The organism is Brevundimonas sp. UBA6550 (assembly GCF_002434505.1).
Classification (GTDB): Bacteria; Pseudomonadota; Alphaproteobacteria; order Caulobacterales; family Caulobacteraceae; genus Brevundimonas.
This window is the reverse complement of record NZ_DJKE01000008.1, coordinates 566,523-591,955: the sequence shown is the minus strand read 5'-3', so window position 1 is coordinate 591,955 and position 25,433 is coordinate 566,523. Positions and strand designations below refer to the sequence as shown.

The window sequence follows — 25,433 nt, the reverse complement described above, 5'->3', positions numbered from 1 at the left end:
GGACAATGCGCTGACGCTCGCTAATACAGGCGGCGGGTGATAAGCGGCCGGTCTGATGCGCTGGATCATCGATTTCCTGTCGAACATGGAGGCGCGTCGCTGGCGCGCGGTGCTGGCGACGGCCTTGCTGCTGGGCGCCATGATCGCCCTGTTCGCGGTGGGCAAGAGCCAGCTGGGCCTGGACGCCGAGGGACGGCTGGAAGCCTGGCTGGCCGGGTTTCGCCATGGGCCGTGGGGGCTGGTCGCCGCCATCGTGGTCTTCACCGTTTCGGCCTTCTTCGGCGCGCCGCAGTTCATCCTGATCGCCGCCTGCGTGGTGGCGTTCGGACCGTGGTTCGGCTTCCTCTACAGCTGGATCGCGACCGTGGTGTCGGCGGGCGTGACCTATTGGCTGGGGCGCGGGCCGACGGCGCGGCTGCTGGAACGGCACGGCGGCAAGACGGTGGGGCGGCTGACGCGGTTCGTCGGCAAGAACGCCTTCTACGCCAGCTTCATGATCCGCAATGTGCCCTCGGCGCCCTTCATCGTCGTGAACATGGCGTTCGGCGCGGCGCGGGCGTCGTTCATGGGCTTTCTGGCCGGCTGCGCGTTGGGCGTGTTGCCCAAGACGGCGCTGGTGGCCTTCTTCGGCGGATCGTTCATGACGGCGGTCAGCGGCGATGGGATCTGGACGTCGGCCATATTGGCGGGCGTGGCCCTGGCGTGGCTGGGGCTGATGCTGGTCGTGCGGGAACTGGTCAAGCGGCGCGAAGCCGCCAGAGGAGACTGAAGGCGATGCTGAAGCTCTATTATTCGCCCGGCGCCTGCGCCATGGCCTCGCATATCGCGCTTGAAGAGGCGGGCGCGGACTATGAGACGGTCAGGATCGACCTGAAGGCCGGTGAGCAGAAGACGCCGGAATATCTGGCGATCAATCCGGCGGGCGTGACCCCTGCCCTGGTGACGGACGAGGGCGTGCTGACCGAGAACCTCGTCATCATGGGCTATGTCGCCCAGACCCATCCCGAGGCGAAGCTGGCCGACAACGGCTCCAGCTTCAACTTCGGCAAGATGCAATCCTTCAACGGCTTCCTCGGGGCGTCGCTGCATCCGGCGGTGTCGCGCGCCCTGTTCGCACGGCCTCCGCTGCAGGGCGAGGCCAAGGCCGCGGCGCTGGAGGCCGCCCTGGTCAAATACCGGCTGGTCGAGGACGCCCTGTTCAAGGGGCCGTGGGCGATGGGCGAGGCCTATACGGTGGCGGACGGCTATCTGAGCGTCTTCACCCGCTGGGGGCGTCAGGCCGGCTTCCTGGACCCGGCGCGGTTCCCCAGGCTGAACGATCACCTGGACCGGATGCAGGCCCGGCCGGCCGTGCAGCGCGTGCTGGCGGCCGAGGGATTGTCCGCCGTCTGACGATCCGACGGCTGGGAGCCGGGCGCTGCGGTTCGGTATCCCCAGTCCGGCGGCGCCGGCGCAGGGTTCTGTTATGACGAGACCGTCATCGGGGCTTGTATTCCCGTTTTCTTACAGGCAAACCCGCCGTCGGTAGGCGTGGCGAATACGATCAGGAACTGTCCGGCGTGGGGATGTCGAGGCAGTTGGGCGTCGCCAGGTCGACTGCGAACACTGAAGACGCCCTGGCCAGCTAACAACGGTATCGATTCCCATGAGTTTTTCCCTTTTCGGCGCGATTTCGAATGACATCGCGATGGACCTGGGCACCGCCAACACCCTGATCTACATGAAGGGCAAGGGCATCGTCCTGAACGAGCCGTCCGTCGTGGCGCTGAGAAACGTCGGGGGGCGCAAGGTCGTCCACGCCGTCGGGATAGAGGCCAAGCAGATGCTGGGCCGCACGCCGGGCCACATGGAAGCCATCCGCCCGATGCGCGACGGCGTCATCGCCGACTTCGAAGTCGCCGAAGAGATGATCAAGCACTTCATCCGCAAGGTGCATAACCGCAAAGGGTTCGTGAACCCCAAGATCATCGTCTGCGTGCCGTCCGGCGCCACGGCGGTCGAGCGCCGCGCGATCAACGACAGCTGCCTGAACGCCTCGGCCCGCCGCGTGGGCCTGATCGACGAGCCGATGGCCGCCGCGATCGGCGCCGGCCTGCCGATCCACGAGCCAACCGGCTCGATGGTCGTCGACATCGGCGGCGGCACGACGGAAGTCGCCGTCCTGTCGCTGTCGGGCATCGTCTATTCGCGTTCGGTCCGCGTCGGCGGCGACAAGATGGACGACAGCATCATCAGCTACATGCGTCGCAATCATAATCTGCTGATCGGCGAAACGACCGCCGAACGCATCAAGAAGGACATCGGCACGGCCCGCATCCCGGCCGACGGCGAAGGCCTGTCGATCGAGGTCAAGGGCCGCGACCTGATGCAGGGCGTGCCGCGCGAAGTCCGCATTTCCGAACGCCAGGCCGCCGAAGCCCTGGCCGAGCCGGTGACGCAGATCATCGAGGCTGTGAAGGTCGCGCTGGAAGCCACCCCGCCGGAACTGGCCGCCGACATCGCCGACAAGGGCATCATGCTGACGGGCGGCGGCGCCCTGCTGCGCGGCCTGGATGTCGAGATCCGCGACCACACCGGCCTGCCGGTCTCGGTGGCGGACGATCCGCTGTCGTGCGTGGCCATCGGCTGCGGCCGCGTGCTGGAACATCCGCGCTGGATGAAGGGCGTGCTCGACTCCGCGCTCTGATCGCGCCGTTCGACCCCTTGGCGGCCAGGCGAAAGCTTGGCCGCAAATCCTTGCCCCGCCTGCACGATCACGGTTCCATTCCGGCCTTGATTTTGCGATAGGCAGGGCGTGCGGCGGGTGGCGTCCCGCCGATTCCAATCCTTTTGAGTGAAAGGTCGCCCGTGGCGTTTCGCGACGGACCTTTTGAGAACATCAAGGTGCCGCTGGTCTGGACCGCCGCGGTGGTCGCAGTCGTGGCCATCGTCGCGGCCGTCGTGCTGTTGCTGGGCGACCGGCCGACGGCCGAGGGCGGCTCCAGCGTCGGCGCGGCGCGCGGCGGGTTCGAGACGGCGGCCGGGCCGGTCGGCGGCGTTCTGGCGGCGCCCGTGCGCTGGGCCGGAGGCGTGCGCGACTATATCGGCGGCTATTTCTTCGCCATCGGCGAGAACCGGCGGCTGAAGGCCGAGAACGCCGAACTGCGCGAATGGCGCGACCAGGCGATCGCGCTGAAGAACGTCAACAGCCGCTACGAAGCCATGCTGGGCCTGCGGGTCGAGCCGGCGGTGGCCATGGCGACGGGGCGGGCGATTTCGGACGCGCGCGGGCCGTTCAATCGCGCCAAGCTGCTGGACGTCGGTTCGGCCCAGGGCGTGCGGATCGGCAATCCGGTCATCAGCGAACATGGCCTGGTCGGACGGATTACGGGCGTCACCTCGGGCGTCAGCCGGATGGTGCTGCTGACCGACGTGGCGTCGCGCACGCCGGTCATGATCGAACGCACCGATGCGCGCGCCATGTTGACCGGCGACGGCGGCGACAGCCCGCGCCTGGAGTTCATTCGCGGCGCGGGCGCCGTTCAGGCGGGCGACCGGATTCTGAGTTCGGGCGACGGCGGCGGTCTGCCGCGCGGCCTGCCCGTCGGCGTGGCGGCCAAGGGTGTGGACGGCGCCTGGCGGGTCAAGCTGTTCAGCGATCACGGCGCGGTGGACTATGTGCGGGTGCTGCTGTTCCAGAGCTTCGGCCAGCTGGTCAGTCCCGAGGCGTTGAACGCGCCGCCGCTGGCGGGCCTGACCACGGCGCCGGAGCCGAACGCGGCCGAACTGAGCGCCATTCGCGACGCCGCCGCGCGTCGTCAGGCCGCGCAACAGGCCCAGGCCCAGCAACAGGCTGAGCGGGCGAGGGCGGCCGCCGCCGTCGCTGCGACCCCTGCGGCCACGCCGCCTGCCGCAGCCACGACCCGTCCTGCGCCGGCGACGCCTCGGCCGGCCGCGCGCGCGCCCCAGACGCCGGCCGCCGGCCCCACCGTTCCGGCCGCGACGCCCGCGCCCGCACCAGCGCCGGGGGGCGCGCTGTGAGACGGCCGGTCGCGGTTCGGGTCGTCGGGCCCCTGCAGTGGATCGTCTATCCGGCCCTGGCCGCCGTCGCCGCCACCGTGGTTCTAGCGACGCCGGTGCAGCTGTTCGGCCTGCATCTGCCCGAGCCGGTCGCGCCCATGATCCTGGCCTTCGCCTGGCCGCTGATCCGGCCGTCGATGACGGCGCCGGCGGTGCTGTTCGCCCTGGGACTGTTTCTGGACCTGTTCTGGAACGCGCCCTTGGGCCTGTGGGCGCTGTGTCTGATGGCGGTCTATTTCACGGTCCTGATGTCGCGCAATCTGATGGCGGGGCATGAGGGGCTGATCCGGTTCGGCGCCTATGCGGCCTGCACGCTGGGCGCCTTTGGACTGGCCTATATGATCGTGGCGGTGCGGGCGGCCAATGCGCCGGCCATCGCGCCGCTGGTCGCGCAGATCGCGCCGACGCTGATGCTGTATCCCGTGGCCAATTGGATGCTGGATCGGTTCGACGACGGGGATATTCGGTTCCGATGAGCGGCGAACCCTCCATCTTCTTCGAAGACGTCAACGAGCGGCAGGGCTCCTTCCTGCGGCGCACCTTCATCGTGGGCGGGGCCACGGCGCTGGGGATCACGGCGCTGATCGGCCGGCTGGGTCAGCTGCAGGTCGTGCAGGCCCAGGAATATGCGACCCTGTCGTCGCAGAACCAGTTTAACTTCCGCATGGTGCCGCCGCCGCGCGGCCTGATCAAGGACCGCAACGGCGTCGTCATCGCCGGCAACCGGCCCAGCTTCCGCGTGCTGGTCGTGCGCGACGAGACCAAGGATCTGGACCAGACGCTGGACCTCTTGGGCCAGGTGCTGCCCGACACGCTGGAGCGCCGACGCGCCATCATCCGCGACGTCAATGCGGCCTCCAAGTTCAATCCCGTGCCGGTCAAGAGCGACCTGACCTGGGAGGAGTTCGCCAAGGTCAATCAGTACGCCAACGAACTGCCCGGCGTGATGGTGGATATGAACGAGGCCCGATACTATCCGTTCGGCGGGGCCTTCGCCCACGTCGTCGGCTATGTGGCCAAGGTGTCGGACCGCGACGTGAAGGCGCTGCGCGACAAGGGCCAGCAGCCGCCGCCGCTGCTGTTCAATCCCAGCTTCCGCATCGGGCGTCAGGGCGTCGAAAAGGCGCTGGACGTGTCGCTTCGCGGCGAACCGGGCGGCAACCGGGTCGAGGTGGATGCGCGCGGGCGCGTGGTGGCCGAGGACATCGGCGGGTCGCGCCCGGCCGTGCCCGGCAAGGAAGTCGTGCTGACGCTGGACGCCGACGTGCAGAACCGGGCGTTGGAGGTGTTCGGCGACGAGTCCGGCGCCTGCGTCGTGATGGATGTCCGCAACGGCGACATCCTGTGCATGATGTCGGCGCCGTCGTTCGATCCGAACCTGTTCGTCGGCGGGGTGCCGACCAAGACCTATCGCGCCCTGGCCGACTATGAGCGCAAGCCCCTGCTGGACAAGACGATCAACGGCACCTTCCCGCCGGGATCGACGTTCAAGCCCACCACGGCGCTGGCCCTGCTGGAAGCCGGGGTCGATCCCAATCTCACCGTGGTCTGCACCGGCGCCTATCGCACCGGCAACAGGGTGCAGCGCTGCTGGGGGCGGCATGGCGTGCAAAACATGCACAACGCCATCAAGAACTCGTGCGACGTCTATTTCTACGCCATGTGCAACCGGGCGGGCGTGGACAACATCCGCAAGGCGGCGCTGGCCGTCGGGTTCGAGCATACGTTCGACATCGGCGTGGACAATCAGAAGAAGGGGCTGCTGCCCTCGACCGAATGGAAGGCGCGGACCTTCCCGCGCGATCCGGTCTGGCACCCCGGCGAGACGACTTCGGTCGCCATCGGCCAGGGGGCGATCACCGTCAACGCCCTGCAGCTGGCGGTCATGACCTCGCGGCTGGCCAACGGCAAGAAGGCGCTGCAGCCGCGTCTGATCAAGTCCATCGGCGGGGTCGAACAGCCCAGCGGGGCCGAGGCGCCCGACCTGCCGTTCAAGCCCGAACATATCGAATATGTGCGCCAGGGCATGATCGCGGTGGCCAACGACCGATCCGGCACCGCCTATCGCCAGAGCCAGCTGGGCCTGGGCGACATCCAGATGGCCGGCAAGACCGGCACGGCCCAGGTGCGCAACTACGGCACCGGGTCGCGCAAGAGCGACATCTGGGCGCTGAAGGACCACAATCTGTTCGTCGCCTTCGCCCCGGTGGATGCGCCGCGCTATGCGGTCGCGATCATCGTCGAGCACGGCGGCAAGGGCGGGGCCACGGCCGGCGCGCCGCGCGCGAGAGAGGTGATGCGCACCGTCCTGCTGAAGGACCCGGACATGCGCGCGCGTATCGAGCGGCCCCCGCCGCCCGAGCCGACCGGCGACGCCATCGTCGAGGACGGCGTGGTCGGCGCAGCGCCCGAGCCGGACGTGGTCGCCCCGCCGGAGCCGGCGCGCGCGACCCCCAGCACGACCAGCGGCCCGCGCCCCTATCTGTCCGAGCCGGGCCGTTGACCGCCTCGGCCCTGTCGCGACCCGGCGAGCGCGAGCGCGTCTCGACCAAGCTGGGCCAGATCGATTGGCGGCTGACGGCGCTGCTGTGCGTGGTCGCCGGCACCGGCGCGATGATGCTGTATTCGGTGGCGGGTGGATCGTGGTCGCCGTGGGCGGCCAAACACCTGATCCGCTTCGGCATGTGCCTGGCGCTGATGCTGGCGCTGTCGTTGATCACCATCCGCTACTGGTTCGCGCTGGCCTATCCGATCTATGGGCTGGCGCTGTTCCTGCTGGCGCTGGTGGAGACGCCGCTGGGGTATCATGCGCTGGGGGCGACGCGCTGGCTGGACCTGGGCTTCACCCGCATCCAGCCGTCCGAGATCATGAAGATCGGCGTCGTTCTGGCCCTGGCCCGCTGGTATCACGGTGCCTCGGCCAAGGAGGCGAGTTTCCACTGGAAGCTGATCTTCCCCGTGGGGATCATCGGCCTGCCGTTCCTGCTGGTCGCGCACCAGCCGGACCTGGGTTCGGCCATGCTGATCGGCCTGACGGGGGCGGCGATGATGTTCGTGGCGGGCCTGAGCTGGCGGATCATCGTGCCGCTGATTGTGGCGGCGGCGGTTCTGGTGCCGCCCTATGTGATGTTCGGGATGCACGACTATCAGCGCCACCGCGTGCTGACCTTCCTGAGCCCCGAGGCCGATATGGCGGACAAGGGCTATCAGATCGTGCAGTCCAAGATCGCCATGGGATCGGGCGGTCCGCTGGGACGCGGCTTCGGCCTGGGCAGTCAAAGCCAGCTGGAGTTCCTGCCCGAACGCCAGACCGACTTCATCTTCGCCGCCTTCGCCGAAGAGTTCGGCTTCGTGGGCACCTTCACCCTGTTGGCCTGTTACGCGGCCATTATCCTGATCTCGCTGAGGATCGCGTCGCTGTCGCACAGTCACTTCGGGCGATTGGCGGCGTCGGGGGTGACGGCGACCTTCGCGCTTTATGTGCTGATCAACGGGGCGATGGTGATGGGGTTGGCGCCCGTGGTCGGGGTGCCGATGCCGCTGCTGTCCTATGGCGGCACGGTGATGCTTACGGTGATGATCGGCTTTGGGCTGGTCATGGCCACCCGGGTCCACCGTTATGCCGAACTGCCCAAGGGGCATGGGTTGATCTGACGTTACGTCAGCTAAGTGATCGGCATTCAGGTTTCGCTTCCTAAGCGGACGATTTCGAAGATAAGCTCGTTTCCAACGATCCCTTCGCGGCGGCTGCGGCCGTCAGCGGGGACGAATGGGAGACGATGCATGACCGACCTGGAGCGCTTCCGCGCCGAGACCCGCGCATGGCTGGCCGACAACTGCCCGGCCGAGTGTCGCGGGCCGATGGCCGACGACGAGATGATCTGGGGCGGGCGAAACCCGCAGTTCAAGACGCCGGCGCACAAGCAATGGCTAGAGCGGATGGGCGCGCGCGGCTGGACGGCGCCGGAATGGCCCAAGGAATACGGCGGCGGGGGGCTGAGCCGTGAGGAGGCCAAGGTGCTGGCCTCGGAACTGCGGCGCATCAAGGCGCAGCCGGCCCTGGCCAGTTTCGGCGTCTGGATGCTGGGCCCGGCGTTGCTGGCCTTCGGCGCCGAAGAGCAGAAGAAGCGTTTCCTGCCCGAAATCGTGCGCGGCGAAGTGCGCTGGTGCCAAGGCTATTCCGAGCCGGGCGCGGGGTCCGATCTGGCGTCCATTCAGACGCGGGCCGAGGACCGGGGCGACCATTGGATCGTCAATGGCCAGAAGATCTGGACCTCCTATGCCGACAAGGCCGACTGGATCTTCTGCCTGGTGCGGACCGACCCGGAGGCGCCCAAGCATCTGGGCATCAGCTTCGTGCTGTTCGATATGAGGACGCCGGGCGTGACGACGCGGCCGATCACCCTGATCAGCGGCAAGTCGCCCTTCTGCGAGACCTTCTTCGACGATGTGCGGGTGGAGAAGGAAAACCTGGTCGGCACGCTGAACCGGGGCTGGGACGTGGCCAAATATCTGTTGGCGCACGAACGGACCATGATCGGCGCCATGGGCGAGGTCGGGGGCGGGCGGCCGGTGGGGCAGGTGGCGCTGGACGCCATCGGCGCGGACGAGGCCGGGCGGCTGGACGAGCCGATGCTGCGCGCCCGGATCGCGGACCTGGAGATCGACGCCGCCGCCTTCCGTCTGGCGATGGAGCGGGTGGGCGATCAGGTGAAGGCCAAACAGGCGCACCCCGCCATCGCCTCCATGCTGAAATACTATGGGTCCGAGCTGAACAAGCGGCGGCACGAACTGCTGATGGCGGCGGGCGGGGCCGACGCCCTGGAATGGGAGGGCGAACGGTCGCATGACGGCAAGACGGCGCGCGACTGGCTGCGGACCAAGGCCAACTCCATCGAGGGTGGAACCAGCGAAGTTCAGTTGAACATCATCGCCAAACACCTGCTGCAACTTCCGGGAGCGTGAGACGATGCCGCTGATCCTGACCGAAGAACAGACGATGTTGCAGGACGCCGCCGACGGCTTTCTGAACGAGAACGCCCCCATCGCTCATCTGCGAAAGCTGAGGGATGACCGCGATCCCGACGGCGTGTCGCGCGACCTTTGGCGCGCGTTCGGAGAGATGGGCTTCGCCGGCGTCATCATTCCCGAGGCGATGGGCGGCATGGGCCTGGGCGCCGTCGAGGCCGGGGTGATCGCCGAGAGCCTGGGGCGCACCCTGACGCCGTCGCCGTATCTGGGATCGTCGGTCCTGTCGGCCAAGGTGCTGATCGACGCCGGATCGGAGGCGCAGCAGGGCTGGCTGCCCCGGATCGCGGCGGGCGAGGCGATCCTGGCCCTGGCCGTCGACGAAGGCGCGAAACACGCGCCGTCGCGGATCACCACGCGGGCCGAGCGGGCGGGCAACGGCTTCAGGCTGAACGGCGCCAAGGCCTTCGTGCTGGACGGCCATGTGGCGGACGCCCTGATCGTGGTCGCCAGTACGGAGGAGGGCGTGACCCTGTTCCTGGTCGATCCGGCGACGGCGGGCGTGGCGGTCGAACGCACGGCCATGCTCGACGCGCACAATGCGGCGCGCGTCACCCTGACCGACGTGGCGGTCGACGCCGATGCGGTGATCGGCGACGTGGGGCAGGGCGAGGCGCTGCTGGACGGCGCCCTGACGCTGGGCCGGGCCTGCGCGGCCTCCACCCTGACCGGCGCGGGCGACCAGGCCTTCAAGGTCACGATGGACTATCTGCGGACCCGCAAACAGTTCGGCAAGCTGATCGGCGAGTTTCAGGCGCTGCAGCACCGGGCGGCGCACCTGTTCTCTGAACTGGAGCTGGCGCGGGCCGCGACGCTGGGCGCGCAACTGGCCATCGACGAGGGGCGGGACAACGCCTCGCTGGCCGCCTCCATCGCCAAGGCCAAGGCCGGCCGCGTCGCCGAACTGGCCGTGCAGGAGGCGGTCCAGATGCACGGCGGCGTCGGCATGACCGACGAGTTCGACGTCGGTCTGTTCATGAAGCGGGTCCGGGTGCTGAACGAACTGCTGGGCGACGCCGGCTTCCACGCCGAACGCATGGCGCGGGCGCAGGGGTTCTAAGACGCAGCCATCTTGTACAGGCCGTCATTCCGGGCCTGAGCGCAGCGAAGAACCCGAAACCCAAGAGCGCGCGTCATGGTTCTTGCCGCATCAGGCGTCGGCGCTGTCCCCCTGGGTTCCGGGTTCGTCCTGCGGACGCCCCGGAATGACGATGAAGAGGGTTTGCTTCCGACCTAGCCGACCTTTTCGCTCCAAAGGTCCAGATCGGGTTCGCGGCCGATCAGGGCCAGACCAGCGGCGATGGATTCGAACTCGCCGCCGGTTTCGATGCGGTCCTGGCCGAAGCGGTTCTGGAAGATGGCGCGAACGGCCGGCACGAAGGAGGTGCCTCCGGTCAGGAAGACCCGGTCGACGCCGTCCGGCGCCAGGCCTGCGCGCGCCATCGCCTGATCCACCGCACCTTCGATGGCGGCCAGTTCCGGCGCGATCCAGCCCTCGAAGTCCGCGCGCGCGACCGGCTTTTCGATATGCACGTCGCCGGCGTGGAAGCGGAAGGTGGCCGTGTCGCTGGCGGACAGGGCCATCTTCAGGGCCGAGACGGCGCGATACAGGTCGTGGCCGTGGTTGTCGTCCAGCACCTCGATCAGGCGCTCGATCTTTTCCGGGTCCAGCGCCGTGCGGGCCAGGGCCCGGATGTCGCGCATGTCGCGCGATGCGCGCAACAGGGCCAACTGGTCCCAGCGGGCGAAGGCGGAATAGTAGCGCTGCGGGATCGGCAGTTGCTTGCCGACCGAACTGTATAGGCCGCCCTTGCCCAGTTCGGGCGACACCAGCTGGTCGATGATCCGATAGTCGAAGGCGTCGCCCGCCACGCCGACGCCCGAGCGGGCCAGGGGCGTGGAGCGCAGGCCGTCGTCCGTCCGCTCGAACCGGATGATGGAGAAGTCGCTGGTGCCGCCGCCGAAGTCGGCGACCAGGACCGTGGCGTCCTGCGTCAGCTTGCGCGCGAAATAGAAGGCGGCGCCCACCGGCTCGTGCGCATAGCGGATGTCGGTGAAGCCCAGCCGCTGAAACGCCGCCTGATAGCGCCCCAAGGCCAGCGCCTCGTCGGGATTGCCGCCGGCGAAGGTGACGGGACGACCCACGACCACGGCCGGCGGCATGGCGTCCAGCGCCTCGCCCGCATGATGGCGCAACCGCAGCAGAAAGGCCGCCAGCAAATCCTCGAAGGCGTAGCGCTTGTTGTCGATGCGGGTTTCGGTGAAGGCGGCGCTGGCGGCGAAGGTCTTGAACGACTGGATGAACCGGGTCTCCAGCGGATCCTCGACATAGGCTGCGATGGCCCAGGGCCCGGCCTCGACCACCCGCTCCGGCGGCTGACCGTCCACGCCGGGATGGGTCTGGAAACTGAGCGCCGAACGGAAGGTGGTGGTCTGGCCCTCCACCGCGTCGAACGTCGCCAGATGCGCCACCCCGTCCGCATCGCTCAGGGCCACGACCGTATTGGTCGTGCCGAAGTCGATGCCGATGGTCATCGGTTTCGTCGCCGTCATGGCCGCGCTCCTGAAAGGGGAGCCGGTTCCTAACGTCCGGGCGCGCAGACGCAAGGGGTTAAGACATCGGAGGCGGCGGAAGCGGTGGGATTCGAACCCACGGACGGCTCACACCGTCGCTGGTTTTCAAGACCAGTGCCTTAAACCACTCGGCCACACTTCCTCGCCGCGTCGAGCGGGAGCGGACGCCATAGCAGGGGAAGGGGGCGTTAACCAAAGCGGAAATGTCTTCGTTCATCCTGTTTTCGACAGTGTCGGAGACGAAGGCGAAGCGGATGACGGCTGGACGATGGATGCGCGGCGCCCTGGTGCTGGGGCTGTTCTCGCTGCTGGCGGCCTGTTCCAGCCTGGGCGGCGGGCGCGGGGCGGGCGGGATCCCGGCGGTCAAGGATCCGGCGCCCATCGTTTCGGGCACGATGCGGCCCTATCAGGTGCGCGGGCGCTGGTACACGCCCAAGGACCAGCCGAACTATGACGAGGTCGGCATGGCGTCCTGGTATGGCGACGCCTTCAACGGCCGCCCGACCTCGACCGGCGAACGGTTCGACATGCACGCCTTGACGGCGGCGCATAAGACCCTGCCGTTGCCCGGCCTGGTGGAAGTGACCAATCTGACCAACGGGCGGCGGATCGTGGCGCGGGTCAACGACCGCGGACCGTTCGTGGATGGGCGGATCATCGACCTGTCGCGCGAGGCGGCGGACGAACTGGATATGCGGCGCGACGGCGTGGCCCGGGTGCGGGTGCGCTATCTGGGCCAGGCGCCGCGTCTTGGCGGCGGGACTGTCCTGAGGGCCGAGGCGGCGAGAACGGTCGAGCCTCAACCCGTGCAGATGGCCGTCGTTCAGCCCGCGCCGATCCAGACGACGCCCCAGCCTTATTACGCGCCGCAACCCGCCTATACGCCGCCGCCGGCCTATGCGCCGCCGCAGGCCGCCCCGACGCCGGTCGCCCCAATCGGCGGGTCCTATTGGGTGCAGGCGGGCGCCTTCCGCGATCCGGGCGCGGCCCAGCGAATCGCCGAACGGCTGGGCGCGCGCGCCAAGGTGGATGAGACCGGCGGCGGATATCGCGTTCTGGTCGGGCCCTGGATCGATCAGGCGGCGGCCGAGAGCGCCCGTCAGGCGGTCATGGCGCGCGGATATGCCGACGCCCTGTTGATATCCGGCGGCTAAGGCTTGCCACCCGCGCGCTGGACGCCATTAGTGCGCCCGTGACCCGTGGACGTTTCATAAGCTTCGAAGGCGGCGAGGGCGCCGGCAAGTCGACCCAGGTCGGGCGACTGGTCGAGCGGCTGAAGCCGTTGCTGGGCGACCGGCAGGTGGTGCGCACGCGCGAGCCGGGCGGGTCGAAGGGCGCCGAGGTGATCCGCAACCTGGTGGTGGCCAACGAGGCCGAGCCGTGGTCGGCCATGACCGAAACCCTTTTGATGTATGCGGCCCGGTCCGATCATCTGGAGCATACGGTGAGGCCGGCCCTGGAGGCCGGCGACTGGGTGGTGTGCGACCGGTTCGCCGACAGCAGCCGCGCCTATCAGGGCGCGGGCGGCGGCGTGGCCCAGAGCTTCATCGAACAGATCGACGCCGGCGTGGTCGGCGCGGACCAGCCGGACCTGACCCTGGTGTTCGACCTGCCGGTCGAGGTGGGGCTGGAGCGGGCGTTCGGGCGCGGCCTGTTCGAGACGCGGTTCGAATCCAAGGGGCTGGCCTTCCATCAGCGTCTGCGCGAGGGGTTCCTGAGGATCGTCGAGGCCCATCCCGAACGGTGCGTGCTGATCGATGCGGTGGGGTCGCTGGACGAGGTGGAGGCGCGGGTCTGGCGGGCGGTTCAGGACCGGCTGCTGTGAGCGAGGATCATCCCCGCGACCGTTTCGATCTGGTCCCCGACGCGGCGGCCGAGACGGCGTTTCTGGACGCCTGGGAGCGGGGGCGGCTGCACCACGCCTGGCTGTTGTGCGGGGTCGAGGGGGTGGGCAAGGCGACCTTCGCCTATCGCGCGGCGCGGCGCCTGCTGGGGGCGGCGGCCGATCCGGGGCGCGGGCCCTTGGGGGCGCGGCGCGACGATCCGGTCAGTCGCCTGATTTCGGCCCAGGCCCATCCCGATCTGCTGGTGCTGGAGCGGCTGGTCGAAGGGGGCAAGACCAAGAAGTCCATCTCGGTCGACCAGTCGCGCGAACTGCCGGAATTCTTCTCCAAAAGCCCGTCTCAGGCCCAGCATCGGGTGGCGATCATCGATGCGGCCGACGACCTGAACATCAACGCCGCCAACGCCTTGCTGAAGGTTCTTGAAGAGCCGCCCGAGCGTGGGGTGCTGTTTCTGGTGACCCATGCGCCAGGGCGGCTTCTGGCCACCATCCGCTCGCGGTGTCGGCGGCTGAGCTTTCCGATCTGGACGCCGGATCGGCTGGAGACCCTGGTGCGCAACCGGACGGGCGTGGAGCGAGAGGACGCCGAACACGCGGCGGCCATGGCGGGCGGATCGCCGGGCGCGGCCCTGGCGTTGGCGTCGGGAGCGACGTTCGAGATGGATCAACTGGCGCGGCGCTGGGTGGAGGGCGACATCGACCGGGCCGAGGCCCTGGCGGTGGCCGACAAGTTCCGGGGCGCCGAGGGGCAGGAACGGTTCGAAGTGCTGATGGACCGGCTGATTTCGGCGGTGAAGATGCGCGCGCTGGGCGGCGGATCGAGCGGCCATCGCTGGGCCGATCTGTGGGAACGGTTGCAGCCCCTGCCGGAACGGACGGCGGGTCTGAACCTGGATCGCGGCGACGTGCTGGCGGGCGCCTTGGCGGACATCCGCCGGGTTCAGGTCCAGCAGGAGAGGATGGGCTGATGCTGATCGACAGCCATGTGAACCTGCACGCGCCCCAGTTCGACGAGGACCGGGACGCCATTATCGCGCGGGCGCGCGAGGCGGGCGTCGGGCTGATGGTCGAGATTTCGGACAAGCTGACCACCTTCGAGGCGACCCATGGGATCGCCATGGCGCATGACGACATCTGGTGCACGGTCGGGGTCCATCCGCACGAGGCCAAGGATGCGGCGGACCTGACGGCGGCGACCCTGATCGAACTGGCCCAGCGGCCCAAGGTGGTGGGGATCGGGGAGTGCGGCCTGGATTTCCACTATGACCTCAGCCCGCGCGAGGTGCAGGCGGCGGTGTTCCGCCAGCATGTGGCGGCGGCGCGCGAGACGGGCCTGCCGCTGGTGATCCATACGCGCGAGGCGGACGATGTGATGGCGGGTATCCTGCGCGAGGAATACGCCGCCGGGCCGTTCAAGATGTTGATGCACTGCTATACGAGCGGGGTGGAACTGGCGAAAATCGCTGCGGAAATGGGGGCGTGGTTCTCAGTGTCCGGCATCGCCACCTTCAAGGCGGCCGAGGATGTGCGGGCCGTGATCCGCGACATGCCGGGCGACCGGATCATCGTGGAGACGGACTGCCCCTATCTGGCGCCCATTCCCCACCGGGGACGGCGCAACGAGCCGGCCTATATCGTCCATGTGCTGGACAAGCTGGCCGAAATCCGGGGCTGGAGCGTCGAGGAGGCGGACCGGATCACGACCGAGGCCTTCTTCGGCCTTTTTGACCGGATACCGAGGCCGGCATGAGATTCGAGGTCGTCATCCTGGGCAGCGGATCGTCGGGCGGGGTGCCGCGCGGCGACGGCGACTGGGGCGCCTGCGATCCGGCCGAGCCCAGGAACCGGCGCACGCGCTGTTCGATGCTGGCCCGCAAAGCCGGGCCGGACGGCGTGACCAACATCCTGATCGACACCTCGCCGGACCTGCGCGAGCAGATGCTGGCCAGCGGGACGACGCACGTCGACGCCGTGCTCTACACCCACGATCATGCCGACCAGACGCATGGGATCGACGATCTGCGCACCTTCGCCGCGCGGGCGCGAAAGCGGATTCCGGCCTGGATGGACGAAGCGACGCGGACGTCGCTGACGCATCGGTTCGACTATATCTTCGCGACCAAGCTGGGCTATCCGCCGCTGCTGGAGGCGCATACGATTCCGCCGCATGGCGAAACATGGTCGGTGGAGGGGGCGGGCGGCGCGATCCCGGTCAAGACCTTCGATCAGGCGCACGGACCGATCCGTTCGGTGGGATACCGGCTGGGCGATATGGCCTATTCCAGCGACGTGTCGGATCTGGACGAGGCGGCGCTGAAAGCCGTGGCGGGCTGCCGGCTGTGGATCGTGGACGCCCTGCGCTACACGCCCCATCCGACCCATGCCCACCTGGACCAGGCGCTGGAATGGATCGCCGCCGCCGATGTGGAGCAGGCGGTGCTGACGAATCTGCATATCGACATGGATTACAAGGCATTGTCGGCGCTTGTTCCAGCGAATGTCGAAGTCGGTTTCGATGGGTGGAGCCGGGTGATCGGTTAGGGCCGGGTTGTTCCCAGGCGCGAAGTTGGACTCGAAAAAAAGAGTCTAACGAGTCCAAGTTTCCCGCGATGTCAAAGACCGAGCCGCAAGACTAACACGGTCTGGCGCTAGGTTAGGTCAAATGACGCTGCTGCGGTGCACGTCCCTGATTGGATTTGGCTTTTTCTGCTCGATTAGGATGGCGAGCCGTGTCGCCTGTCAGTCCGACCCCGCCTTGTGGCCCTTCCAGTCGAACAACTCCTCCAGCACTTGCACCGCCTGGCCGCGTTTGGAGGTGAGGTCGGGGTCGCGGTGCAGCATCAGCCGGGCGTCGTCGGCGGCGGCCAGCATCAGGGTGCGGTGCTTGATCGGGTCGGCGAAACGGTAGGCGGGAAAGCCGCTCTGTTTCAGGCCCAGAGGGTCGCCGCCGCCGCGCAGGCGGAAATCCTCTTCGGCGATAACGAAGCCGTCCTCGGTCCGGCGCAGGGTTTCGAGCCGCTCTTTCGCCGTGTCGCCCAGCCCGCCGTCCTGTCCGCCATACAGGAGGATGCAAGCGCTGGCCTTGGCGCCGCGACCGACGCGCCCGCGAAGCTGGTGCAACTGGGCCAGGCCGAAGCGGTCGGCGTGTTCGATCACCATGATCGAGGCGTTGGGCACGTCCACGCCTACCTCGACCACCGTGGTCGCCACCAGAACCGGCAGGCGGCCGTCGGCGAAATCGGCCATGACCGCCTCGCGCTCGGCGCCAGGCATCTGGCCGTGGGCCAGGCCGATCTCGACCCCCAGCAGGCGGCGCAGGTCGTCGGCGCGGTCGACGGCGGCGGCGAGGTCTATGGCTTCGGATTCCGCGACCAGGGGGCAGATCCAATAGGCCTGGGCGCCGCTTTCGACGGCGGTCTTCAGTCGGGCGGCGACCTCGCCGATGCGGGCCAGGGGCAGGACGGCGGTGGTGACGGGGGTGCGGCCGGGCGGCTTTTCCATCAGGCGGCTGACTTCCAGCTCGCCGTACTGGGTCAGCTCCAGCGTGCGGGGAATCGGGGTGGCCGACATGGTCAGCAGGTGAACGGCGCCCAGGCGCGGGTCGCCCTTGGCCTGAAGACGCTGGCGCTCGCTGACGCCGAAACGGTGCTGTTCGTCGATGACGGCCAGGGCCAGCCGGTCGAAGCGGACGGCGTCCTGGAACAGGGCGTGGGTGCCGATGGCGACCTGGGCGTGACCCGAGGCGAGGGCGGCCAGCTTCTCGCGCCTCTGGCCATTGGTGTCGCGGCCGGTCAGCAGGACCGCGCCGACGCCCGCGCTTTCCAACACCGGGCCCAGCTTCTCGTAGTGCTGGCGCGCCAGGATTTCCGTCGGCGCCATCAGGGCGGACTGGAAACCGCTGGACGCCGCGTCGGCCAGGGCCAAGGCGGCGACGGCGGTCTTGCCCGATCCGACGTCGCCCTGCAGCAGACGGCCCATCTGCTTGCCGCCGGCCAGATCGCGGCGGATTTCCGCCACGGCCTGAGCCTGGGCGTTGGTCAGCTGAAAGGGCAGGGCCTGAAGCAGATGGTCGGACGCCGCTCCGGGCGCGATGACGGGCGCGGGCTTGATCTCTCGCGCGCGGCGACGGCGGGCCAGGGCCAGCTGGTGGGCCAGGAACTCGTCATAGGCCAGGCGTTGGCGCGCGGGCGCGTCGGGCGACAGGTCAGGCTCGCCCGCAGGGGCGTGCAGGGCGTCCAGCGCGGCGCGCCAGGACAGCCAGCCCTGCTTGTTCAGCCAGGCCGCGTCCTGCCATTCGGCCAGATCCGGCGCGGCGGGCAGGGCGGCCTGAACGAGTTTGCGAAGCTGGCGCGAGGTCAGACCTTGGGTCGCCGGATAGACGGGTTCGGATGCGGGGATGTCGGCGGCCTTGTCCAGCGCGGCGATGTCGGGGTGGACGATCTGGACCTCGCCGTTGAAGCGTTCGACCTTGCCCGAGACCAGCCGCGTCTCGCCGCGCGGCAGCAGTCGGTCGATGTGCTGGGCCGAGCCGCCGAACCAGACCAGATGGACAAAGCCGGTGGGGTCGGTCGCCCGCACCTTGAGCGGGGCGCCGGGACGGCTGGGGACGAACATCCGGTCGATGGTCACCTCGAAGACGCCGACCTCGCCATCCACGGCGTCGGCGGCCTGCATCGGACGGCGGACGATGACGCCCGACGGCGACAGGAAGACCAGATCGCGCACCAGCGGCCCGGCGACCTTCTGCACCAGAGGCAGGGCGCGCGGACCCACGCCCTTCAGGGTCGAAACCTCGGCGAACAGGGGAAAGAGACTCGGCGGGCGCATCGCCGGGAACATAGCGTGACCATGACGGGTGGCGAAACAGGGCGAGGAACGCTATCTGCGCTTCTTCCATTTCGGGTGCGCCATCGCTCGCCGCGCGGCGGATCGCTGCTTGAGCGCACCGGCATATTCAACGGGCAAGGATTCTTGTGGCCGAAATCGAAGCGCGCCCCGAAGGCGAAACGACCCAGGACCGCAAGCAGCGCCTGGGCCGCATCCAGTTCCGCTCGTGGCGGCGGGGGTTCCGCGAGGCCGACATGGTGCTGGGGCCGTTCTCGGACCAGGTTGCGCCGACGTTGAGCGACGCTGAGCTGGATGAGTATGAGCGGCTGATCGAGGAGGAGGATCAGTGGCTCTATGGCTGGATCATCGAGCGTGAGCCGACGCCGCCCGAGTTCGAGACGCCGGTGATGGCCAAGGTGCGGGCCTTCATGCGCGCCCATGTCGCCGCCGAAGTCAGCAAGGGTATCGGTTGATGGACCAGCAGGTGATGCGGACCGACGCCGACCTGGGCGGGGCGCCGGAGGGGCTGGACGCCCTGATCACGGCCGAGCGTCTGAAGGCGGCGGGCGGGGTGGCCCTGTTCGTCGCGCGGGATTATCAGCGGTCGGGCGCCTTCGTTCAGGCGTTTCAATTTTTCTCGCAAGATATTGAAGTGTTAGAGTATCCGGCGTGGGATTGCCTGCCTTATGATCGGCTGAGCCCGACGGCGGGCATCGCGGCGCAGCGGATGGCCACCCTGACGCGGTTGGCGCAACGCAAGCCGGACGACGCGCCAGTGCTGGTCGTCACGACGATTTCGGCGGCCATGCAGCGGACGCCGCCCCGGTCCGTGACCTTGCAGGCCGGGTTCGAGACCAAGGTCGGGCGCGATCCGGATATCCAGGCGCTGGAGCGGTATTTCGCCGCCAACGGCTATGTCCGCGCCTCCACCGTGTCGGAACGCGGGGAGTTCGCGGTGCGCGGCGGGGTGGTGGACGTCTATCCGCCCGGTTTCGCCGAGCCGGTGCGGCTGGACATGTTTGGCTCCGAACTGGAATCGATCCGCACCTTCGATCCCGAGACGCAGCGTTCGACGGGCCAGATGAAGGCCGTTTCGCTGGCGCCGGTGTCGGAGGCCCTGCTGGACGCCGCCGCCATTTCGCGCTTCCGCACCGGCTATCTGAACCTGTTCGGGGCGCCGGGCGATGATCCGCTGTATGCGACGATCAGCGAGGGCGCGCGGCGTCAGGGCATGGAGCAGTGGCTGCCGCTGTTCTACGACGGCCTGGACACCCTGTTCGACTATCTGCCGGATCAGGCGCAGGTCTTCCTGGACAATCAGGTCGAGACGGCCCGTGGCGAGCGTTGGGACCTGATCGCCGACGCCTATGAGGCGCGGGCCGAGGCGGCGAAGGGCCAGAAAGCCAAGAATGGGGGCGGCGCGGTCGCCAATCGCGCCCTGCCGCCGAAGCAACTCTATATGGACGCAGGCGACTGGAACCAGGCGCTGGCGGGCCGGGCGGTGCGGCGGTTCACGCCCTTCTCTAACGGCGGCGAGGATGCGGGCGGACGGCTGGGGCGGACCTTCGCCGCCGAACGGGCGCAGGACAGCGTCAATCTGTTCGAGGCCGTCGCCGCCCACGCCCAGACGCTGAAAGGCGAGGGCAAGCGGGTGCTGTTCGCCAGCTGGACCGAAGGCTCGTCCGAGCGGCTGGCGACCATGCTGGCCGATCACGGGCTGGATCACATCGTCGCCGTGCGCGACTGGGCCGATGTGCAGGCGGCGCCCAAGGACCTGTATCTGCGGGGCGTCCTGCCGGTCGAACATGGCTTCGTCACAGACGACGTGGCCGTGATCTCGGAGACCGACATCCTGGGCGACCGGCTGGCGCGGCCACGGAAGAAGCGCCGGGCCTCGAACTTCCTGGCCGAGGCCTCGGCCCTGACGACCGGCGATCTGGTGGTCCACCTGGATCACGGCATCGGCCGTTACGAGGGGCTGAAGACGCTGGATATCCAGCAGGCGCCGCACGACTGCCTGGAGCTGATGTACGCCGGGGAGAGCAAACTGTATCTGCCGGTCGAGAACATCGACCTTCTGACCCGCTACGGCTCGGATTCCGAAGGGGCGCAGCTGGATCGGCTGGGCGGGGCGGGCTGGCAGGCGCGCAAGGCCAAGGCCAAGGAGCGGCTGCGCGCCATGGCCGAGGGGCTGATCGCCCTGGCCGCCAAGCGCGCGCTGCGCGAGACGGAGGCCGTCACCCCGCCGCCGGGCCTGTTCGCCGAATTCTGCGCGCGCTTCCCCTATGAGGAAACCGACGACCAGTTGAACGCCATTGGCGACGTGCTGGAGGACCTGGGCAAGGGCGTGCCGATGGACCGTCTGATCTGCGGCGACGTCGGCTTCGGCAAGACCGAGGTCGCGCTGCGGGCCGCCTTCGTGGTGGCCATGACCGGGCAGCAGGTGGCGGTGGTGGCCCCGACCACCCTGCTGGCGCGCCAGCACTTCAAGACCTTCACCGAACGGTTCGCCGGCTGGCCGGTCAAGGTGCGTCAGCTGTCGCGGATGGTGACGGGCAAGGAGGCGACCGAGACGCGGGCGGGCCTGAAGGACGGCTCGGTCGAGATCGTGATCGGCACCCACGCGGTCCTGGCCGAACAGGTCGGGTTCCGCGATCTGGGCCTGGTGATCGTGGACGAGGAGCAGCATTTCGGCGTCAAGCACAAGGAGAAGCTGAAGACGCTGCGGGCCGACGTCCATCTGCTGACCCTGACCGCCACGCCGATCCCGCGCACGCTGCAAATGGCCCTGACCGGCATTCGCGAAATGTCGATCATCGCCACCCCGCCGGTCGACCGCCTGGCGGTGCGGACCTATGTGACGCCGTGGGACCCGGTGCTGGTGCGCGAGGCCCTGCTGCGCGAGAAATATCGCGGCGGTCAGGCCTATTACGTCGCGCCGCGCCTGAAGGACCTGCCCGACATCGAGAAGTTCCTGCGCGAACAGGTCCCGGAGGTGAAGTTCGTCGTTGGCCACGGCCAGATGAGCGCGACCCAGCTGGAGGAGGTGATGAGCGCCTTCTACGACGGGGAGTACGACGTGCTGGTCTCGACCACCATCGTCGAGAGCGGGCTGGATATTCCGACGGCCAATACGCTGGTGGTGCACCGGGCCGACATGTTCGGCCTGGCCCAGCTTTATCAGATCCGGGGCCGGGTCGGGCGGTCCAAGGCGCGGGCCTTCGCCTATCTGACCACCGATCCGATCAAGCCGATGACCCTGTCGGCCGAGCGGCGTCTGCAGGTGCTGCAGTCGCTGGACAATCTGGGCGCCGGTTTCCAACTGGCCAGCCACGACCTGGATCAGCGCGGCGGCGGCAACCTGTTGGGCGACGAACAGTCGGGCCATATCCGCGAGGTCGGCGTCGAACTGTACCAGCAGATGCTGGAAGACGCGGTCGCCGAGCTGAAGGAGAAGGGCGAGGGAACGACCGTGGATCGCGGCTGGTCGCCGTCGATCAACGTCGGCGCTTCCGTCTTGATTCCAGAGGATTACGTGCCGGACCTGAACGTGCGTCTGAGCCTCTACCGCCGTCTGTCCGACGCCGAGCAGAGCGAGGACCGCGAAGCCTTGGCGGCGGAACTGATCGACCGGTTCGGCCCGCTGCCGGACGAGGCGCAGCAACTGCTGAAGATCGTCGGCATCAAGGCCAACTGCCGCAAAGCCTGTATCGAGAAGATCGACATCGGTCCGCGCGGCGCGGTGCTGACGCTGCGCGACAACAGCTTCCCCAATCCCGTCGGACTGGTGGGGCTGATTCAAAAGAACCAGGCCTTCTGGAAGATCCGGCCGGATCAGAAGATCGTGGTGTCGGGCGACTGGCCCACGGCGGAAGATCGGCTGAAGGTGGCCGAGCGGATCACCGCCGATCTGGCGCGGGTGGCGGGGGCGTAACCGCCCGCCGTCAGCGAGTCTTCTCGAACAGGTCGGCGGAGGCGCGTTCCAGAAGGGCGGCGGCGCTTTCGTCGGGGCGCATCTCGGCGGCGCCGACATCGAACTCGGCCACGAACGGCGAACGGTCGGGGCCGGCGTCGAATGCGGTGCAGCCGATCACGGCGGCGATCCGTTCGGCGGCCAGGCGCGCGGGCTCGGCATGGGTAGCGGGCAGGGCCAGGACGAAGACCTCCTTGGCCAGGCGCGCCGGCGTATCCTCGACCCGGACCAGGCGCGAGACCATGGCGCCGATCTGGGGCATGGCGCGGTCCAGCCAGCCGCCCTGACGGGCCCAAGTGACCGCCTCGGTCTCTCGCACCCGCAGGACGCAGACGGACAGAGGGCGTTTGCGCGCGCGCGACGCCTCTGCCACGCGGGCCAGGTGGCTGGCGAACAGTTCGGGCGTGAACAGGCCCGTCTCGGGGTCCATCAGCTCCAGACTGCGCACCGAATCGAGCGTCTTTCGGATGCCCAGGTGGGTGCGGTGCGCGCCGGCCAGGGCCAGGATTCGCTCGGCCGTCTCGCCTTCCGGCGTATCGACCGAGGCGACGTCGGCGAAGCCGCGATTGAACAGTTCCGACAGGCTGATCTCGTTCTTGCCGCGCAGATAGAGCATCAGGGGGATGTGATAGAGGCGGGTGTTGCGCTTCATGCCCGCCGCGATGGACAGGGCGGGCGCGTGATCCTGGGCGCCCCACAGGACGGCGGCGTCGAAGGGGCTTTCGTGCAGATAGTCGAAGGCGGTGTAGGGGGTGGGGGCGGCGATCACCTCGACGCCCGCCGCCGTCAGGGCGTTGGACAGGGCCAGGAAACGGCGGTCGGCGACCCCGGCGGCCAGGACGCGCAGAGGACCGTCGTCCTGGGTGCGGGCGTCCAGCGTGACGCCGCGCGTGGCGAAGGTGGTGACGCGCAGGCGAAACTCCTCCTCGGCGATGGCGGCGCGGCCCAGCTGCTCCAGTCGAAGCGCCGCCTGGGCCGGATGGGGCGGGACGGACATGGTCATGTCGGCGCCGCCGATGCTGTCGGGCCGGGCGCCGACCACCAGGATGGGCAGACGACGCGGTTCGGCGGCGGCGCGCAGGCGAAGGGCGACGTCCTCGCCCAGACCCTCGATGTCTACGACGGCGGCCTCAAGCGGGAAGTCCTTCAGCGTCATCTCGCCCGAGACGACGTCGCGCGCCGTCACCGTGCGCCATCCCAGGGCGTCCAGCCCGGCGGCGAGCGGCCCGATCCGGCCGTCGTCGGCCGCCAGGATCAATACACGCGCGTCGAAATCCAAGCCGGTCGTCTCCGTAGCCCCTTAAGCCCAAGCTGGGCGTGAAGCGGGCGGACCATAACGACGAGGGTGTTAAGGATGCAATGTCACGAGCCGTCGCATCGCGGCGTGATGGTGGAAAGACCGTCCTCACGCGGATGAGACTTTAACCGACGGCGGAATCCGCTAGGTTCCGCCGCTTGCAGTAACGGTTGTGGGGACCGGCTTGAGCGAACAGCTGACACGATCGGTGCTGAAGGCGCCCAAATTCTGGGGCGGACTGGCGGTCAGGGCCTTCACCCGCAGCTGGGGGCGCGACGTCATGCTCTATACGGGCGGGGTGTCGTTCTTCGCCCTGCTGGCGGTGTTTCCGGCCATCGCCATCCTGATCGGCTTCTACAAGCTGGGCCTGTCGATCAGCGAGGTCAGCGCCCAGGCGGCCGCCCTGTCGGACCTGTTGCCCAACGCCGCCCAGACCATATTTCAGGACGAGATCGCCCGGTTGAGCAACGCCTCGGCGCGGACAGTTTCCGCCCAGAGCGCCTTCGCCCTGTTCGTGGGCGCCTATGCGGCGCATCGCGGATTCAAGGCCTTGCTGGCCGGATTGAACCTGATCCATGACGAGACGGAGCCGCACGGCTTCTTCAAGTTCAACCTGCTGGCCTTCTTCGTCGCCGTCTTCGCCTTCGCCCTGTTCACCGTGGTGTCGGGCGCCGTGGTGACGGTGCGGATCCTGGCCCACGCCTCTTCGGCGGCGGCCGAATCTCAGGCCAGGGCCATGGCGCCGCTGGATTCCTTCCTGCCCGCCATCGGCCTGGTGATCGGGATGACGCTGCTCTACCGCTACGCCATGAGCCACCGGACGCCGGTCGCCTGGCTGCCGGCGGCGGTGGGCGGTCTGGTGGCGACGCTGATGTCGGTGGTGTCGTCCTGGCTGTGCGCCATCTATGTCGAACAGATCGCGCCGCTGGGGGCTACCTATGGATCGGTCGGCGCGGTGGTGGTGCTGCTGATCTGGCTGTCGTGGAACGTCAACGCCATCTTCTATGGCGGAGCCTTCGCCACGGAAATGGAGTTGGCCGCAAAGAAACAGGCCGAGTTGGACGCCGCGCCGGCCAGCGTGGTCAATCTGTCGGAGCGTCGGGCCAGCCGCCGGTCTCGATCGTAAGGCGCAGGGCGCCGTCGGCCTCTTCTATGGCGAGCACCTTCCCGCCCTTCTGAGACATCAGGAACGGCACGTCGATCCGGGCCATCGGGTCCGTGGCCAGCAGGACGAAGCGGGCGCCGGGGGCTGCGTCCTGCATCGCCTTCATCAGCTTCAGGCTGGGGACGGGGCAACGATGGCCGCGCGCATCGACGACGATGGGATCGCTCACCCCAGCCGATCCGCCAGCAGCTCCAGCGCCACGCGCACACTGGCCAGACGCACGGCGTCGCGGCCGATGTCGCCGAATCGCATCTCGCGGTGGACGACGCCCAAAGGTCCCGAAGCGGCGAAATGCACCAGGCCGACCGGCTTCTCGGCCGATCCGCCGCCGGGACCGGCGATGCCGGTGACGGAGACCGAAACCCGGGCGCCCGAACGGGCCGCCGCGCCGGTCGCCATGGCGCGGGCGGTCGCCTCCGACACCGCGCCGTGGCGGGCCAGAGTGTCCTCTGGCACGTCCAGCATCTGCATCTTGGCGGCGTTGCTGTAGGTGACGAAGCCGCGGTCCAGGGCGGCGGACGATCCGGGCACGGCTGTCAGGGCGGCGGCGACCAGGCCGCCGGTGCAGCTTTCGGCCGTCGCCAGCATCAGGCCGCGTTCGCTGGCGGTTGCGACGATCTGTTGCGCCAGGCGCTGGATGTCTTGGGGGAACATGGTCTTTTCATAG

The 25,433-nt window shown here is 68.5% G+C and carries 22 protein-coding genes and 1 tRNA gene; 17 read left to right on the top strand and 6 right to left on the bottom strand.

The window, feature by feature from the left end:
* Window positions 1-55 precede the first annotated feature (55 nt).
* From B3Z70_RS10830 to B3Z70_RS10790, 9 genes are all read left to right on the top strand, one after another.
* Window positions 56-769 carry a TVP38/TMEM64 family protein gene (locus B3Z70_RS10830; RefSeq protein WP_292024217.1) on the top strand — a complete coding sequence of 238 codons (714 nt, stop codon included), beginning with the start codon at window positions 56-58 and terminating at the stop codon, window positions 767-769.
* 5 nt (window positions 770-774) lie between these two features.
* Entirely contained in the window at window positions 775-1,392 is a 618-nt protein-coding gene (locus B3Z70_RS10825) for a glutathione S-transferase family protein (RefSeq protein ID WP_292024216.1), read from the top strand.
* Window positions 1,393-1,645: 253 nt separating this feature from the next.
* The gene (locus B3Z70_RS10820; protein WP_017504801.1) at window positions 1,646-2,686 is read left to right on the top strand and encodes a rod shape-determining protein; all 1,041 of its coding nucleotides are present in this window, start codon (window positions 1,646-1,648) and stop codon (window positions 2,684-2,686) included.
* 161 nt (window positions 2,687-2,847) lie between these two features.
* Window positions 2,848-4,020: a rod shape-determining protein MreC gene (gene mreC / locus B3Z70_RS10815; protein WP_292045509.1), complete on the top strand. Its 1,173-nt coding sequence runs from the start codon at window positions 2,848-2,850 to the stop codon at window positions 4,018-4,020.
* A complete protein-coding gene (locus tag B3Z70_RS10810) occupies window positions 4,017-4,535 on the top strand; it encodes a hypothetical protein (RefSeq protein WP_292045507.1) in 519 nt (172 codons plus the stop codon). Before mreC ends, B3Z70_RS10810 begins: the two co-directional genes overlap by 4 nt.
* A complete protein-coding gene (gene mrdA / locus B3Z70_RS10805; RefSeq protein ID WP_292045505.1) occupies window positions 4,532-6,562 on the top strand; it encodes a penicillin-binding protein 2 in 2,031 nt (676 codons plus the stop codon). Before B3Z70_RS10810 ends, mrdA begins: the two co-directional genes overlap by 4 nt.
* Window positions 6,559-7,713, top strand: coding sequence for a rod shape-determining protein RodA (gene rodA, locus B3Z70_RS10800; RefSeq protein ID WP_292020368.1), 1,155 nt, complete (start codon window positions 6,559-6,561; stop codon window positions 7,711-7,713). Before mrdA ends, rodA begins: the two co-directional genes overlap by 4 nt.
* A 129-nt stretch (window positions 7,714-7,842) precedes the next feature.
* Window positions 7,843-9,024, top strand: coding sequence for an acyl-CoA dehydrogenase family protein (locus tag B3Z70_RS10795; protein ID WP_292020366.1), 1,182 nt, complete (start codon window positions 7,843-7,845; stop codon window positions 9,022-9,024).
* 4 nt (window positions 9,025-9,028) lie between these two features.
* Window positions 9,029-10,147, top strand: a complete 1,119-nt coding sequence (locus B3Z70_RS10790) for an acyl-CoA dehydrogenase family protein (protein WP_292020364.1) — start codon at window positions 9,029-9,031, stop codon at window positions 10,145-10,147.
* A gap of 173 nt (window positions 10,148-10,320) precedes the next feature.
* Here the strand turns inward: B3Z70_RS10790 and B3Z70_RS10785 are convergent, their stop codons facing one another.
* Both B3Z70_RS10785 and B3Z70_RS10780 read right to left on the bottom strand, forming a co-directional pair.
* Entirely contained in the window at window positions 10,321-11,640 is a 1,320-nt protein-coding gene (locus B3Z70_RS10785) for an Hsp70 family protein (protein WP_292020363.1), read from the bottom strand.
* Window positions 11,641-11,716: 76 nt separating this feature from the next.
* Window positions 11,717-11,803, bottom strand: a tRNA-Ser gene (locus tag B3Z70_RS10780).
* 112 nt (window positions 11,804-11,915) lie between these two features.
* On the opposite strand from B3Z70_RS10780, the gene B3Z70_RS10775 reads away from it, so the two are divergent.
* Genes B3Z70_RS10775 through B3Z70_RS10755 form a run of 5 tightly spaced genes read left to right on the top strand, consistent with a single transcriptional unit; the run spans window position 11,916 to window position 16,045 of the window.
* Window positions 11,916-12,815, top strand: a complete 900-nt coding sequence (locus B3Z70_RS10775; protein ID WP_292020362.1) for a septal ring lytic transglycosylase RlpA family protein — start codon at window positions 11,916-11,918, stop codon at window positions 12,813-12,815.
* A 38-nt stretch (window positions 12,816-12,853) separates the two neighbouring features.
* Complete coding sequence (gene tmk / locus B3Z70_RS10770; RefSeq protein ID WP_292020361.1) at window positions 12,854-13,486, top strand: dTMP kinase; 633 nt, start codon at window positions 12,854-12,856, stop codon at window positions 13,484-13,486.
* A complete protein-coding gene (locus B3Z70_RS10765) occupies window positions 13,483-14,472 on the top strand; it encodes a DNA polymerase III subunit delta' (protein ID WP_292020359.1) in 990 nt (329 codons plus the stop codon). The genes tmk and B3Z70_RS10765 overlap by 4 nt, the downstream gene beginning before the upstream one ends.
* A complete protein-coding gene (locus B3Z70_RS10760; protein WP_292020357.1) occupies window positions 14,472-15,254 on the top strand; it encodes a TatD family hydrolase in 783 nt (260 codons plus the stop codon). The genes B3Z70_RS10765 and B3Z70_RS10760 overlap by 1 nt, the downstream gene beginning before the upstream one ends.
* The gene (locus B3Z70_RS10755) at window positions 15,251-16,045 is read left to right on the top strand and encodes an MBL fold metallo-hydrolase (RefSeq protein WP_292020355.1); all 795 of its coding nucleotides are present in this window, start codon (window positions 15,251-15,253) and stop codon (window positions 16,043-16,045) included. Before B3Z70_RS10760 ends, B3Z70_RS10755 begins: the two co-directional genes overlap by 4 nt.
* Window positions 16,046-16,243: 198 nt before the next feature.
* Here B3Z70_RS10755 and recG read toward each other — a convergent pair whose 3' ends face one another.
* Window positions 16,244-18,331 carry an ATP-dependent DNA helicase RecG gene (recG, locus tag B3Z70_RS10750; protein WP_292020353.1) on the bottom strand — a complete coding sequence of 696 codons (2,088 nt, stop codon included), beginning with the start codon at window positions 18,329-18,331 and terminating at the stop codon, window positions 16,244-16,246.
* Window positions 18,332-18,477: 146 nt separating this feature from the next.
* On the opposite strand from recG, the gene B3Z70_RS10745 reads away from it, so the two are divergent.
* Window positions 18,478-18,804, top strand: a complete 327-nt coding sequence (locus B3Z70_RS10745; RefSeq protein WP_292020351.1) for a succinate dehydrogenase assembly factor 2 — start codon at window positions 18,478-18,480, stop codon at window positions 18,802-18,804.
* Complete coding sequence (gene mfd / locus B3Z70_RS10740) at window positions 18,804-22,265, top strand: transcription-repair coupling factor (RefSeq protein ID WP_292020348.1); 3,462 nt, start codon at window positions 18,804-18,806, stop codon at window positions 22,263-22,265. The genes B3Z70_RS10745 and mfd overlap by 1 nt, the downstream gene beginning before the upstream one ends.
* Window positions 22,266-22,275: 10 nt before the next feature.
* Here the strand turns inward: mfd and B3Z70_RS10735 are convergent, their stop codons facing one another.
* The gene (locus B3Z70_RS10735) at window positions 22,276-23,583 is read right to left on the bottom strand and encodes a diguanylate cyclase domain-containing protein (protein WP_292020346.1); all 1,308 of its coding nucleotides are present in this window, start codon (window positions 23,581-23,583) and stop codon (window positions 22,276-22,278) included.
* A 298-nt stretch (window positions 23,584-23,881) separates the two neighbouring features.
* On the opposite strand from B3Z70_RS10735, the gene B3Z70_RS10730 reads away from it, so the two are divergent.
* Window positions 23,882-24,727, top strand: a complete 846-nt coding sequence (locus B3Z70_RS10730) for a YihY/virulence factor BrkB family protein (RefSeq protein ID WP_409410512.1) — start codon at window positions 23,882-23,884, stop codon at window positions 24,725-24,727.
* Here B3Z70_RS10730 and B3Z70_RS10725 read toward each other — a convergent pair.
* Complete coding sequence (locus B3Z70_RS10725) at window positions 24,684-24,935, bottom strand: sulfurtransferase TusA family protein (protein ID WP_292020343.1); 252 nt, start codon at window positions 24,933-24,935, stop codon at window positions 24,684-24,686. The two genes, B3Z70_RS10730 and B3Z70_RS10725, sit on opposite strands and share 44 nt — an antisense overlap.
* Window positions 24,932-25,420 carry a CinA family protein gene (locus B3Z70_RS10720; RefSeq protein ID WP_292045646.1) on the bottom strand — a complete coding sequence of 163 codons (489 nt, stop codon included), beginning with the start codon at window positions 25,418-25,420 and terminating at the stop codon, window positions 24,932-24,934. Before B3Z70_RS10720 ends, B3Z70_RS10725 begins: the two co-directional genes overlap by 4 nt.
* Window positions 25,421-25,433 lie beyond the last annotated feature (13 nt).

What these genes read in the sequence shown, in the direction of transcription:
- B3Z70_RS10830 (WP_292024217.1), top strand. Translation starts at nt 56, where the DNA reads ATGCGCTGGATCATCGATTTCCTGTCGAACATGGAGGCGCGTCGCTGG.
- B3Z70_RS10825 (WP_292024216.1), top strand. Translation starts at nt 775, where the DNA reads ATGCTGAAGCTCTATTATTCGCCCGGCGCCTGCGCCATGGCCTCGCAT.
- B3Z70_RS10820 (WP_017504801.1), top strand. Translation starts at nt 1,646, where the DNA reads ATGAGTTTTTCCCTTTTCGGCGCGATTTCGAATGACATCGCGATGGAC.
- mrdA (WP_292045505.1), top strand. Translation starts at nt 4,532, where the DNA reads ATGAGCGGCGAACCCTCCATCTTCTTCGAAGACGTCAACGAGCGGCAG.
- B3Z70_RS10795 (WP_292020366.1), top strand. Translation starts at nt 7,843, where the DNA reads ATGACCGACCTGGAGCGCTTCCGCGCCGAGACCCGCGCATGGCTGGCC.
- B3Z70_RS10790 (WP_292020364.1), top strand. Translation starts at nt 9,029, where the DNA reads ATGCCGCTGATCCTGACCGAAGAACAGACGATGTTGCAGGACGCCGCC.
- B3Z70_RS10785 (WP_292020363.1), bottom strand. Translation starts at nt 11,640, where the DNA reads ATGACGGCGACGAAACCGATGACCATCGGCATCGACTTCGGCACGACC.
- B3Z70_RS10775 (WP_292020362.1), top strand. Translation starts at nt 11,916, where the DNA reads ATGACGGCTGGACGATGGATGCGCGGCGCCCTGGTGCTGGGGCTGTTC.
- B3Z70_RS10760 (WP_292020357.1), top strand. Translation starts at nt 14,472, where the DNA reads ATGCTGATCGACAGCCATGTGAACCTGCACGCGCCCCAGTTCGACGAG.
- B3Z70_RS10755 (WP_292020355.1), top strand. Translation starts at nt 15,251, where the DNA reads ATGAGATTCGAGGTCGTCATCCTGGGCAGCGGATCGTCGGGCGGGGTG.
- recG (WP_292020353.1), bottom strand. Translation starts at nt 18,331, where the DNA reads ATGCGCCCGCCGAGTCTCTTTCCCCTGTTCGCCGAGGTTTCGACCCTG.
- mfd (WP_292020348.1), top strand. Translation starts at nt 18,804, where the DNA reads ATGGACCAGCAGGTGATGCGGACCGACGCCGACCTGGGCGGGGCGCCG.
- B3Z70_RS10730 (WP_409410512.1), top strand. Translation starts at nt 23,882, where the DNA reads ATGCTCTATACGGGCGGGGTGTCGTTCTTCGCCCTGCTGGCGGTGTTT.
- B3Z70_RS10720 (WP_292045646.1), bottom strand. Translation starts at nt 25,420, where the DNA reads ATGTTCCCCCAAGACATCCAGCGCCTGGCGCAACAGATCGTCGCAACC.